Source organism: Pseudomonas sp. GD04015, from assembly GCF_029837675.1.
Classification (GTDB): Bacteria; Pseudomonadota; Gammaproteobacteria; order Pseudomonadales; family Pseudomonadaceae; genus Aquipseudomonas; species Aquipseudomonas paralcaligenes.
Window position 1 is genome coordinate 112,819 of the sequence record NZ_JAOEEE010000010.1, and the last position, 13,127, is coordinate 125,945.

8 protein-coding genes are annotated in these 13,127 nt (G+C 68.5%); 3 read left to right on the top strand and 5 right to left on the bottom strand.

The annotated features are described in order from the left end of the window. Positions 1–156: 156 nt before the first annotated feature. The 4 genes from N7640_RS11530 to N7640_RS11545 form a co-directional block, all read right to left on the bottom strand. Positions 157–2,538: a xylulose 5-phosphate 3-epimerase gene (locus N7640_RS11530; RefSeq protein WP_279905284.1), complete on the bottom strand. Its 2,382-nt coding sequence runs from the start codon at positions 2,536–2,538 to the stop codon at positions 157–159. 345 nt (positions 2,539–2,883) lie between these two features. After that, entirely contained in the window at positions 2,884–3,171 is a 288-nt protein-coding gene (locus N7640_RS11535) for a hypothetical protein (protein WP_279905282.1), read from the bottom strand. A gap of 278 nt (positions 3,172–3,449) precedes the next feature. Continuing rightward, complete coding sequence (acs, locus tag N7640_RS11540) at positions 3,450–5,405, bottom strand: acetate--CoA ligase (protein WP_220815037.1); 1,956 nt, start codon at positions 5,403–5,405, stop codon at positions 3,450–3,452. 846 nt (positions 5,406–6,251) lie between these two features. Further along, positions 6,252–7,805, bottom strand: a complete 1,554-nt coding sequence (locus N7640_RS11545) for a sigma-54-dependent transcriptional regulator (RefSeq protein WP_279905281.1) — start codon at positions 7,803–7,805, stop codon at positions 6,252–6,254. 226 nt (positions 7,806–8,031) lie between these two features. On the opposite strand from N7640_RS11545, the gene phhA reads away from it, so the two are divergent. The 3 genes from phhA to N7640_RS11560 all read left to right on the top strand — a co-directional run bounded on the left by phhA (position 8,032) and on the right by N7640_RS11560 (position 10,489). Continuing rightward, the gene (phhA, locus tag N7640_RS11550) at positions 8,032–8,862 is read left to right on the top strand and encodes a phenylalanine 4-monooxygenase (protein WP_279905288.1); all 831 of its coding nucleotides are present in this window, start codon (positions 8,032–8,034) and stop codon (positions 8,860–8,862) included. Positions 8,863–8,939: 77 nt separating this feature from the next. After that, entirely contained in the window at positions 8,940–9,293 is a 354-nt protein-coding gene (locus tag N7640_RS11555; RefSeq protein WP_192397398.1) for a 4a-hydroxytetrahydrobiopterin dehydratase, read from the top strand. Further along, the gene (locus N7640_RS11560) at positions 9,290–10,489 is read left to right on the top strand and encodes an aspartate/tyrosine/aromatic aminotransferase (RefSeq protein WP_279905280.1); all 1,200 of its coding nucleotides are present in this window, start codon (positions 9,290–9,292) and stop codon (positions 10,487–10,489) included. The genes N7640_RS11555 and N7640_RS11560 overlap by 4 nt, the downstream gene beginning before the upstream one ends. A gap of 214 nt (positions 10,490–10,703) precedes the next feature. On the opposite strand, the gene N7640_RS11565 is transcribed toward N7640_RS11560, so the two are convergent. After that, complete coding sequence (locus tag N7640_RS11565) at positions 10,704–12,983, bottom strand: fatty acid cis/trans isomerase (protein WP_279905279.1); 2,280 nt, start codon at positions 12,981–12,983, stop codon at positions 10,704–10,706. Positions 12,984–13,127 lie beyond the last annotated feature (144 nt).

Here is a 13,127-nt window from a genome sequence, read left to right on the forward strand (position 1 = left end):
AGGCCGTCCTGAGCGACGGCCTGGCAACGCAGGTGTTCTGTCAAAGCCAGGCCACCGTTGTAGGAGCGGCCTTGGCCGCGAACCGGGGCAACCCGGCAGAAGCTTCGCGGCCGAGGCCGCTCCCACAGTGATGAACGACAGGGGGCATGGCCTTTTTCAACGCGGCTCGTCCATCCGCAGGTCGGCGGCGGCGCCTTCGCCATCCAGGGCACGCAGCTGCGCGGTATCGAACAGCGCCTCGCGCCGCCAGCCGGCGACCGCCGCGGCCGCCTCGACGGCGTGCGCCCAGGTGCAGCGGTTGGCGAACAGCATGCCGGCCACATCGAGCGTGCCGCCCCGGCTGATGTAGCCGAGCGCGCGGGTCCTGTCCGGCCCCTCGTCCAGCCGGCGCAGCACGCCGAGCATCGGTTCGGGCCGGGTGTGGCACAGCAGCACGCGGGGCAGGCCGCGGGGGAACAGCGCGCGCAGGGCGTCGTCGTCCGTCACGAAGGCCGCCTCGATCTCGTCACGGGGTATCCGCAGGCGGCCGGGCTCGAGCACCACGGTGACGCAGGAGGCATGGCCCCGGCGCGCCAGGTGGTCGTGCGCCGCCAGTGCCTCCTCCAGCTGGTAGGCGCCGATGGCGACGAACTGCACCTCGGCATGGCGCGGGTCGCCGGCCACGTGCGCGGCGCCCCGCTGCACCAGTTCGCGGGCGGCCCGGGCATCGAAGCGGCAGGCAGTATCGCGCTTCGATACCACCAGGCAGCCGAGCTGGCCGCGCCCGCCGTACAGTTCGCCGAGCGCCGCCTGAGCGGTGTTGCCGTCCACCGGGAACAGCACCCGCGAGGTGTCGGACATCTCGCCCAGCAGCGCCTCGCCGATGGTCGGGTCCTGGTGGGACTGCTCGTTCTTCGAGTTCTCCCAGGTGTGCGAGGTGACGATCAGCGGCACCGACAGCCAGCCGGGCGCCTGGCCGAGCACCTTCTGCCGGCGGGCGAAGATGATTTCCTGGCGCAGCAGGCCGAGCATCTTCACCGCGAACGCCTCGTAGCTGACGATCAGGTTCAGGCCGCCCTTGTTGCCCAGCGCCGCCGCGGCCACCGCCTCCTCGTTGAGCGCGGTGACCACCGCGCCGTGCAGCGACTCCGGCACACCCGGCTCCGGCGCGTTGACCCGGTGGCGCAACAGCGCCAGGGTCTCGCCCATCTTGTTGCTGGCCAGTTCGTCCGGGTTGCCCACCCGCACGCGCAACTGCGGGTTGGCCTCGACCAGGGCGACGAACCAGCGGTCCAGCGCGCTCATGGCGCTACCGGCGTCGCCCGGCGCGGCCCAGGCCGGCTCGGGCAGGACCGGCGCCGCCGGCCGGCGGTGCGCCAGGGAATGCTCACCCTCCCGCGGACGAGCTCCGGCGCCGTGGTTGGCGAGGGTCGCCAGCGCCTCGTCGAGTTCGCGGGGCGGCACGAACAGCGCACGGGCGCCCGCGTTGAACACCTCGCGCACGGCGGCATCCCGCTGCGGGTTGCCGGCCAACGGCAGGTTGTGCGCGGCGTTGCTGCCGGCGCCGGGGAAGCCGAAGCCCTTCTCGGTCTCGGCGATCACGTAGGGCAGCGGCGCGGGATAGTGGCGCTGCGGGTCGCTGGCGAAGGCACGCAGGCGCTCCTCAGCATCGAGGATCGCCCAGGCGATGGCGGCCGGGTCGCGGCCGTCGACGATCACCGGGGCGAAGCCGTTGTGGCGCAGGTCCTCGGCCAGCCAGGGCGCACCGCCCTCCTGCACGATCTGGGTGCGCTGCTCGATGCGCCGACCGTTGAGGATCATCACCGGAATGGCCAGGCCGCTGTCCTCGGCGCGCCACCAGCGCGGCGCCCAGTCGGAACCGCGCTGCTCCTCGAACGCGCCGTCGCTGAGGAAGGCCACCAGGCTCTCGCCCGGCAGCGGCATGTGCACGTACTGCAGCCCGGCGAAACCGAGGTAGCCACCCTCGGAAACCGCGCCGGCGGTGTTCGGCCCGGCGTGGCTGCCCAGCGGCACGGCGGGCAGGCCCTTGCCATCGATGGCGTAGGAGTAGAAATCGCCGATCAGGCGCGACAGCCCCGCCTCGCTGCGGTCGTAGCGCCCGCGCTGGGCCGGCGACAGGTCACCGGTCAGCGCATTGATCGCCTCGATGGCCGCCACGCAGTGGCCCTGCCCCATCAGCCAGCCCCGGGTGGTGCCGCTCAGGGCGTTGGCCAGCAGGTAGCCGACGAAGGCCGGCACCATGTTCAGCGAGCCGCCGGTGTGGCCCTCCGGCGTCGGCTTGAAGTCCTCGGCGGCGAGGTCGGCGCCGGACAGGTCGATGCGCCGCGCATAGGTCATGTGCGCCACCACGCTCAGCGCCATGCAGGTCAGCCGGTCCGCCGCCGCGAGCAGCGCATGGGCCGTCCCGGCATCGGCGACACGGCCCTCGGCCACCAGGCGCGCGATCTGCGCCTGCAGGCGCTCCACGGTCTCCTCGCGATGGCGGATCGGACCGAAGCCCGCCTGCCACCGCGCGAACGCATCCAAACCATCACTCATGCGAGGTGCCTCCTTTACCTGTGCCTGGCGCCATTCTCCGGCGCGGAGCCGGCGGCGACCCTGTTCCATGTCAATGCATCGCGCATCGGCCGCCGCGCTCCGCGGGGAGCGGAGCCAAACCGTAGCAGATTCCGGTCAGGTGTAACCGGCGGCGCTCTTTCCCGGATTGCATCCGGGCTACAGGCCGGATCGACTTGAAGCGCTAGGTTCTGTACGAAAAGTGCCTGTGCTCGGTGATGCTGCGTTAAAAACAGGCTCAGAATGCTCATTTACAGCACGTAAACTCCGCTTCTTCGCCTGTTTTTGCCTTGCCTGACCTTCGCTCGACGACTTTTCGTACAGAACCTAGGAGCGCTTGCAGAACGGACAGAACAGGTCATCCGGGAAATCGTCCACCGAGATATCCGGACCGAGGACCTGGACCGAGATCGCGCCATGCTCGGCGCACCGCAGGTGCTGCCCGGCGCCCTGCCGCTCAACCGAGGAGATGTCCAGATCGTCCCAGCCGCACCACGGGCACTGACGGAGGGGTGCCGAGGTCTCGGCCAGAATGCTGATGGTCCAGCCACACTCGCCGCACGCCAGATGGTGTAGCGACCGGGCCGGTGAAACGCTCGATGTCTTCGCGGTCATGGGTTGGCCTCCCGGCGAAACGATGTGGGCGATCGGCTGGCGCCTATGCTCATCCTCGAAGCGCGTCGGCGCCACCGCGCTGTTCTCGAAAGCTTGCTCAGATCACTGGATAGCAGGCGCCAAGGCTCTCCTGTGTGCGCCAGTGCCACTTTCTCGCCGAGCCATCGGCCGCTGCTTGGCCCCCCGAAAAAACAACACCCCGCCAGGGCAAGGCCCTGGCGGGGTGTCGCATGGCCCCGGCTTGTGGCTGGGGCCCCGACCTGTGCGGGGTCGCCGGGTCAGGCGGCCTGCATGGTGCGGTGAGTGTCGATGAGGTGCTGCACCACGCCGGGATCGGCCAGCGTGGAGATGTCGCCGAGGGAATCGTATTCGGCGGTGGCGATCTTGCGCAGGATACGGCGCATGATCTTGCCCGAGCGGGTCTTCGGCAGGCCCGGCGCCCACTGGATCACGTCCGGCGTGGCGATCGGGCCGATTTCCTTGCGTACCCAGTTCTTCAGTTCCTGGCGCAGTTGCTCGGAAGGCTCCTCGCCGGCGTTCAGGGTGACGTAGACGTAGATGCCCTGGCCCTTGATGTCGTGCGGTACGCCGACCACCGCGGCCTCGGCCACTTTCGGGTGGGCGACCATGGCGCTTTCCACCTCGGCGGTGCCCATGCGGTGGCCGGAGACGTTGAGCACGTCATCCACCCGGCCGGTGATCCACCAGTAGCCGTCTTCGTCGCGGCGGGCGCCGTCGCCGGTGAAGTACATGCCCTTGAAGGTGTTGAAGTAGGTGTCGACGAAGCGGTCGTGGTCGCCGTACAGGCTGCGCGCCTGGCCCGGCCAGGAGTCGATGATCACCAGGTTGCCCTCGGTGGCGCCCTCGAGGATGTTGCCCAGGTTGTCGACCAGGGCCGGCTGCACGCCGAAGAACGGCCGCGCGGCGGAGCCCGGCTTCATCGGGTGGGCGCCCGGCAGCGGGGTCATCAGGCAGGCACCGGTCTCGGTCTGCCACCAGGTGTCGACGATCGGGCAGCGGCCCTGGCCGACGTTCTCGTAGTACCAGTGCCAGGCCTCCGGGTTGATCGGCTCGCCGACCGAGCCGAGCAGGCGCAGGCTGGAGCCGTCGGCGCCTTCGACCGCGGCCTTGCCCTCGGCCATCATGGCGCGGATGGCGGTAGGCGCGGTGTAGAGGATGTTGACCTTGTGCTTGTCGATGATCCTGGCGACGCGGCTCACGTCCGGGTAGTTGGGCACGCCCTCGAACATCACGGTGGTAGCGCCGTTGGAGAGCGGGCCGTAGATCAGGTAGGTGTGGCCGGTGACCCAGCCGATGTCGGCGGTGCACCAGAAGACTTCGCCCGGGCGGTAGTCGAACACCCGCTCGTGGGTCAGCGAGGCGTACACCAGGTAGCCGCCGGTGGTGTGCAGCACGCCCTTCGGCTTGCCGGTGGAGCCGGAGGTGTAGAGGATGAACAGCGCTTCCTCGGCGCCCATTTCCTTCGGCGCGCAGGTGCTGCCGGCGACCTTCATCAGGTCCTCGTACCAGATGTCGCGGTGGCCGTTCCACTTGATCTCGGAACCGGTGCGCTTGACCACGATGATCTTCTGCACGCTGTGGGTTTCGGGGTTGGTCAGCGCGTCGTCGACGTTGCTCTTGAGCGGCACCTTCTTGCCGCCGCGCACGCCTTCGTCGGCGGTGATCACCACCTTGGACTTGCAGTCGATGATGCGCCCGGCCAGGGCCTCCGGCGAGAAGCCGCCGAACACCACCGAGTGGATGGCGCCGATGCGGGCGCAGGCGAGCATGGCCACCGCGGCTTCCGGGATCATCGGCATGTAGATGGTCACCACGTCGCCACGATGCACGTCCTGGCCGCGCAGGGCGTTGGCGAACTTGCAGACCTGCTCGTGCAGCTCGCGGTAGGTGATCTCGCGGTGCTCGGACGGATCGTCGCCTTCCCAGATGATCGCGATCTGGTCGCCGCGGGTTTCCAGGTGGCGGTCCAGGCAGTTGGCCGAGAGGTTCAGGGTGCCGTCGGCGAACCACTTGATGTCGACGTGGTGGTCGTCGAAGGAGGTCTGCTTGACCTTGGTGAAGGGCTTGATCCAGTCGATGCGCTTGGCCTGCTCGCGCCAGAAGCCGTCCGGGTTGATCACCGACTGCTGGTACATCGCCTTGTAGGTGGCTTCGTCGGTCAGCGTGTTGGCGGCCACCTCGGGGCGGACGGGGTAGAGGGAAGCTGCAGTCATTCTGGGGTACCTCGGCGGGCGGTTGTTTTTGTATGCCGCCTTTTGTATCCCCCGCCCTTTCGTGGGGCCATTCGACCATGGTCTTACCGCTCTACGACCATGGTCTTGAACCTGTTTCTGGGGGCAGGAAAGTCAAATCGATACACCGTGCATATGGCAGTTTGAACAGGAACCCAGTCCGCGCAGCGGCCAGGAAGAACCATCAGGCAACTCTGAGCCGGAGTCCCCGTCAGGAGGCCGAGTGGAGGTGCCGCGCAGGGGGACGAGCCGCAGGGATGCGGCGAGAGGCATAACGGACCATGGATGGTCCGTGTATGCCGTGCCCCCGGAGCGGCACCGGAAGGAGGGAACCCCGACGCAGGCGGGGCCGGATGCCGGGGTGCGCTTTCTTTTGCTTACTTTTCTTTGCGCAAACAAAGAAAAGTGAGTCGCCCGGGAGGGCGAAACCAGAACCGTCAGTACGCTCGGCAATCAGCTGGAAACCCAAACATCACCCCAACACCGCCCCCGGATTTCATCCGGGCTACGACTGCCCTTTAGCTATCGGCAAGCCAAAAAAAAGGCGACCCATCGGGAGGGCCGCCACCAATTCATTCCGGGGAGGAATGTCAGAAACGCAGTCCGATTCGCAGGATTCGGACGAGCGACTTTTTACCCCGCCTGCGCCAGGCAGACCATTGCACCAAGGTCGTAGACCGGCGCCCTACTCCTTGGCTATGTCCCCGTTAAGTTGTTGCGCATCTTGTGGGAGCGGATTTATCCGCGAATTTCGCGGCCAATCGGAATGCCGCCCCGCCGCTCCCACAAAAGCGGGATCGGTGCAGCGACACGTAACGGGGACATGGCCTACTCCTTGCCCACCCCATGCTGGCGCAGCTTGTTGGCGATGGTGGTGTGCGACACGCCGAGGCGCTTGCCCAGCTGGCGGCTGCTCGGGTGCTCGGCGTACAGCCGCTCCAGCACCGCCTTCTCGAAGCGGCCGAGGATGGCGTCCAGGTCGCCCTCGATGGAGAAGTCGCCCAGCGGCTGCGGCGCGCCATAGTCCGGCAGGCGGATGTGCTCGGCCTTGACCGTGCCGCCGTCGCACAGCGACACGGCCTGGAACAGCACGTTCTCCAGCTGGCGCACGTTGCCCGGCCAGTGGTAGTGGGCCATGCGCTCGAAGGCCTGGGGCGCCAGCTTTGGCAGCGGGCAGCCGATCTGCCGGCTGGCCGAGTCGAGGAAGTGCTCGGCGAGCGGGCCGAGGCCGTCCAGGCACTCGCGCAGCGGTGGGATGTGCAGGCTGAGCACATTGAGGCGGTGGTACAGGTCCTGGCGAAATTCGCCCTTGCTGCACAATTCGGAGAGGTCGACCTGGGTGGCGCAGATCACCCGCACGTCGAGATACACCTCCTCGTCGCTGCCCACCCGGCGGAAGCAGCCGTCCTGCAGGAAGCGCAGCAGCTTGGCCTGCAGGCGCGGGCTCATTTCGCCAACGCCGTCGAGGAACAGGGTGCCGCCGGCGGTCAGCTCCAGCAGGCCCAGCTTGCCCTCCGGCCGCGCGCCCTCGAAGGCGCCGGGGCCGTAGCCGAACAGCTCGGTCTCGGCCATCGATTCCGGCAGCCCGGCGCAGTTCAGCGCCATGAACGGCGCCTGGCCGCGCGGACTGGCCAGGTGGCAGGCGCGGGCCAGCAGTTCCTTGCCGGTGCCGGTCTCACCCTCGATCAGCAGCGGCGCGTCCAGCGGCGCCATGCGCCGGGCCTCGCGCACCACCGCCGCCATCACCCTTGAGCTCTGGAAGATCGAGTCGAAGCCGCGCAGCTCGTGCTTGCGCACGTTGTAGATGCGCTCGCCGACCCGATCGGCGCGGTGCAGGGTGAGCACGGCGCCGGCCAGCGCCTCGCTCTCGTCGTGCTCGGACTGCAGCGGCGCGATGTCGGCGAGGAACACGTCGCCCTTGACCTTGACCCGCAGGCCGTTGATCCGCGCCTTGTTGGCGCGCACCAGTTCGGGCAGGTCGAAGTCCTCGATGTAGCGCGACAGAGCCATGCCCGGCACCTCGTCCACCCGCACACCGAGCAACTGGGCGGCGCTGCGGTTGGCGGCGACGATGGAGCCGCCCATGTCGATGGACAGCACCGGGAAGTCCAGCGCGCCGAGCAGCGCGTTGAGTTCCAGATGACGCCGCTCGCTGGGCATCAGGCCGACGCGCTTGACCCCGAACACGCCGGAGATGGACTCCAGCTTGGGGCGCAGCGCCTGGAACTGCAGGTTGATCAGGTTCGGGCAATGCAGGTAGATGGCGTTGCCCTGCTCGCCGCCGACCTCGCCACGGGCGACGTTGATGCCGTAGTCGACCAGCAGTTCGAGGATGTCGCGCAGGATGCCGACGCGGTTCTGGCAGTGGATCTTGATTCGCACGGTGGTCGACCCTGTTTATCGTTGTGCTTGGGTCACGGCCTGATTTTTCGCAAGGCGGCCGCTGATTTCCGTCAAGAATATGTGACGGATTGACTCACCAGCAAGGCGATGACATGCCGCCTCGGCTCATTCGTAATATTTTCTTTACGAACATCCCTGCCCCACACCCTCCCGCGACGCCCTGCCCCCGGCTGCCATCGCCACGCCCGCGGGGTATCAATGCTCCATACAACAACACTCCGCGGCACGCCGCAGACGAGGAGGCGATGCGATGAAAACCACGCACTACGTGGCCCGGCAACCGGACGAAGCTGGCTTCATCCACTATTCGGACACCGAGCACCAGGTGTGGAACACCCTGATCACCCGGCAGATGAAGCTGCTCGACGGCCGCGCCTGCCAGGAATACTTCGACGGCCTCGAACAGCTCGACCTGCCCCACGAGCGGATTCCCCAGCTCGGCGAGATCAACCGCGTGCTCGGCGCCACCACCGGCTGGAGCGTGGCCCAGGTACCGGCGCTGATCCCCTTCCAGACCTTCTTCGAGCTGCTGGCCAGCAAGCGCTTCCCGGTCGCCACCTTCATCCGCACCCCGGAAGAACTGGACTACCTGCAGGAGCCGGATATCTTCCACGAGATCTTCGGCCACTGCCCGCTGCTCACCAACCCCTGGTTCGCCGAATTCACCCACGCCTACGGCAAACTCGGCCTGGCCGCGACCAAGGAGCAGCGGGTGTACCTGGCGCGGCTGTACTGGATGACCATCGAGTTCGGCCTGGTCGACACCCCGCAAGGCCGGCGCATCTACGGCGGCGGCATCCTCTCCTCGCCGAAGGAGACGGTCTACTCTCTATCCGACGCGCCGGAACACCAGGCCTTCGATCCGCTGGAGGCGATGCGCACGCCCTACCGCATCGACATCCTGCAGCCGCTGTACTTCGTCCTGCCGGAACTCAAGCGCCTGTTCGAACTGGCCCACGAGGACATCATGGGCCTGGTCGGCCAGGCCACGGCCCTCGGCCTGCACACGCCGAAGTTTCCGCCGAAAGCCGCCTGACAAACCCCGGGAGCGACCGGTTGGCATCCACCCAGCCGCTCCCACCTACATCCCATACAGCTACTCCGGAGAACACGATGAGCCTTGCCCAAGCCCAATGCGAAGCCTGCCGCGCCGACGCGCCCCACGTCTCGGACGAGGAACTGGCCACGCTGATCCGCGAGATCCCGGACTGGAACATCGAGACCCGCGACGGCCACATGGAGCTGGAGCGGGTCTACCTGTTCAAGAACTTCCGCCACGCCCTGGCCTTCACCAACGCGGTCGGCGCCATCGCCGAGGAAGTCGGCCACCACCCCGCCCTGCTCACCGAATGGGGCAAGGTCACCGTCACCTGGTGGAGCCACGAAATGAAGGGCCTGCACCGCAACGACTTCATCATGGCCGCCCGCACCGACGTGCTCGCCGCCAGCGCAGAGGGCCGCAAGTGAGCCATTTCGCCGCCATCGGCCGGGTGCCCGGCGACCCCATACTCGGACTGCTCGACGCCTACCGCGCCGACCCCAACCCGGCCAAGCTGGACCTGGGCGTGGGCGTGTACAAGGACGCCCTCGGCATCACCCCGATCCCCTACGCCGTGAAGCTGGCCGAGCGGCACCTGGTGGAGCACGAGCCGACCAAGAGCTACATCGGCGGCCACGGCGACCCGGTGTTCGGCGACTACCTGCTGCAACTGGTGCTGGGCGCGGACAACCCGCTGCTGCGCGACGGCGCCGTCGGTGCCACCCAGACCCCGGGCGGCACCGGCGCGCTGCGCCTGGCCGGCGACTTCATCGCCGCCAACCTGCCGGGCCGCGGCATCTGGCTGAGCGCGCCGACCTGGCCGATCCACGAGAGCATCTTCGCCACCTGCGGCCTGCGGGTGGAGCACTACCCCTACGTCGGCGCCGACAACCGCCTGGACGTGGAAGCCCTACTCGACGCCCTGCAGCGGGTGCCGGCCGGCGACGTGGTGCTGCTGCACGCCTGCTGCCACAACCCGACCGGCTTCGACCTCGCCCCACGCGACTGGAAGCGCGTGCTGGACGTGGTCAAGGCGCGCGAGCTGCTGCCGCTGATCGACTTCGCCTACCAGGGCTTCGGCGACGGCCTGGACGAAGACGCCTGGGCCGTGCGCCTGTTCGCCGCCGAGCTGCCCGAACTGCTGGTGACCAGCTCCTGCTCGAAGAACTTCGGCCTGTACCGCGAACGTACCGGCGCGCTGATCGTGCGGGCGCAGGATGCGGGCAAGCTGATCGACATCCGCAGCCAGCTGGCCGCCCTCGCCCGGAACCTGTGGTCGACGCCGCCGGCCCACGGCGCCGCGGTGGTCGCCACCATCCTCGGCGACCCCGAGCTGCGCGGCCTGTGGGCCGAGGAAGTGGAAGCCATGCGCCTGCGCGTGGCCAACCTGCGCAACGGCCTGGTGGCGGCGCTGGTTCCCCACGGCCTGGCCGGGCGCTTCGCCCACGTCGCCGCCCAGCGCGGCATGTTCTCCTACACCGGCCTCAGCGCCGAGCAGGTGCAGCGCCTGCGCCAGGAGTTCAGCGTGTACCTGGTCAGCAGCGGCCGGGCCAACGTGGCCGGCATGGCCGAGGAACGGCTGGACTACCTGGCCGGCGCCATCGCCAGCGTGTACACGCCCTGAGGCCCATCGGGCCCAGGGCGGTGCGCGCGGCGCACCCTACGTCAAACCGGGCCTCGCTCCTGTAGGGTGCGCCGCGCGCACCGGCCAGAGCCCCCCAGGAAAAGCCTGAAAGACTCGTCATTCCCGCGCAGGCGGGAGCGGGAACCCAGTCCCCCGAGGCACCTGGGCTCCCGCCTTCGCGGGAGTGACGGCTAGGGGCTTTCTCCAGGGTGTCCTAGAGGTTCTGGTAGCGGTTCATGTCCAGCACGCCCGCCTCCACCGGCTCGGTCTCGTGGATATAGGCCGACAGGTCGTGGAAGTAACGCCAGAACTCCGGGTGGCTGCGGCGGATGCCCCAGCGCGCCACCACCTTCTCGAACGCCGCCGGGTCGCGGGCCTGCTCCAGCGCGCCGACGAACTCGGGCACCTCCCGGGCCGGCAGGCTGAACATGAAGTTGGGGTAGCTGGTCAGCACATCCGGGTAGACCGTCAGGGTGTCCAGCCCCGGCTGGTAGCGCAGGGATTCGCCGGTCATGAAGGCGACGTTGCTGTGCGCGCGGTTGCGCAGCAGGCTGTAGACCTCGCGGCCGCCATCGGCCCGCTCCACCCGCAGCAGGGTCGCCTCGGGCAGCTGGTCGATCGCCTTGAGTCCGCCGGCCGGGCGGCCGGTGAGGCGGCTCAGCGCCTGCTCGGCGTCGGCCAGGTCGGCCGGCAGCCCCGGCCGGTGGCAGTCGGCGCCCTCGCAGCGGTTGATCGGGTCGGGCCGCGCGTTGAGGTCGGCGTAGCGCGTCAGCAGGGCGCGGGCGAACGCGCCCTTGGCGCCCTTCTCCGGCAGGTTCAGGCCGGTCGCGGTGTCCAGGTCGGCCTCGGCGTAGTCCAGCCACATCTTCAGCTTGCCGGCGTTCTGGTACCAGTCGTCCAGGTAGGTCTGGCGCGCGTCCGGCGGCAGCAGGCGGAGGAAGTTCAGCTCGGCGCCGTTGCGGATCAGGTCGAAGTACAGGCGCGTCTGGGCCTGGTGGGCGACGTTGCCGAACACGTCGAAGTTGACCACCAGCTGGTAGTAGGTGCGCTCGAACAGCGGGTAGTCCAGCAGCCACATCGTCTGCGGAATCTCGCCGATCAGGCCCTTGCGCACCATGGCGCTGTCGTGGTGGCGGAAGATCGACAGCAGCGCGTTGTCGTTGCCGCTCCACAGGCTCGACCAGTTCGGCACCGGCGCATCGGCGTAGGCGTCCCGACGCAGGTCTTCGTAGTCGTTGCGCTTGTCCCGGTAGGCCGTCCACAGCCCCAGCAGATCGCCGATCTCGTCGAACTGGCCCGGCATCGCCAGCAGCGGCGTGGCCTTGGCGCGGTACTCGGCATCGGTGACGTAGAGGTCCTGCCGCGGGTCCTGGAACACCGCCCAGAAGTTGTCGCGGATCACATCGGTGGCGATCTGGCCGCGGCACACCGGGCCGCGGATGAAGGTGCGCACGAAGTATTCCGCGTTATCCAGCATGAACTGGTAGCGGGCCTGGACCGGAATCGCCTGGAAGGTCTCGAAGGGGTTGGCCCGGCGCTGGGCGCCGTAGCCGGGCACCGCGTCCACCGTCCAGTCGCCGCTGTAGAACAGCTCGCGGACACGCTTCAGCTTCGCCGCGCCGAGCGGGTAGGTGATGTGGGTCTTGTGCACGATCACGCCCTGGATCGGCCACAAGCGGTAGAACACCTCGGTGCCCGGGTCCTCGTTGGGACGGCGGGTGGCAATGGGGTCGATCGGCTGGCCGCTGGGCGTGCGCGAGCGCACCAGCTGGAAGAAGTGCCCCGGCTCGCCACCCTCGAAGTACAGGTGGGCGAGGAACAGGTGTTCGAACAGCCAGCGGTTGACCAGGCTCTCCCGCGCACCGGGAGCATTGAGGAACGCCTCCCACTCGGCCACCTGGGCCAGTTCGGCGGCGGACGGCTGCAGGGCCAGTTCCTCCACCGGCGCGCCATCCTTCAGCCATTGCTGCAGGGTGGCGTACTCGGCGTCGCTCAGGCCGGCGACGGCGAACGGCATGCCGCCGTGGGCGAACTTCCGGGCATAGGCGTCGAACTCGCCGGGCAGCGGGCACTGGTTCTCCCGGTCGAGGGAGATGTCCAGGTCGGCCGGCAGCCTGGCATTAGGCTCAAGCGGGTTGCCGCGCCCCAGCTCCAGCATGCGCGCCACCAGCGCGGCCTGGCCGGCCTGCGGGTCGAGCACCGAATGGAAGCCCTTCTTGCGCCAGGCGTCCTCGCCCCGGGCATCGAAGTACAGCCGGGTGGTGGCCTGGGCGCTGGTGCGCGCGCCGTCGTACACGGGCAACTTGCTGGCACCGCGCAGCACGCCTTCGCCGCTGCCCAGGTTGAGCTGGCAAGGCGAGTCGTAGCAGGCGTGGCAGGCCACGCATTTCTGGGTGAGGATCGGTTGGACGTCGCGAAGATAGGAGATTTCGCCAGCATGCGCCGTGGCGCCCGCAACGAACATGACGACGGCGGACCAGACACGGTACGGCATGGCCTTTTCCCTGGAGAATGACGGGGCGATTCTAGCCTCATACGCCGGAAGCCGTCGCGGACAAGACGCAGGTCATGCCGCCGACCCTCCGCGCGGCTTATGCTGCGCAGCGGCCGCCCCGCGATCATTCAGCCACCCCCACGG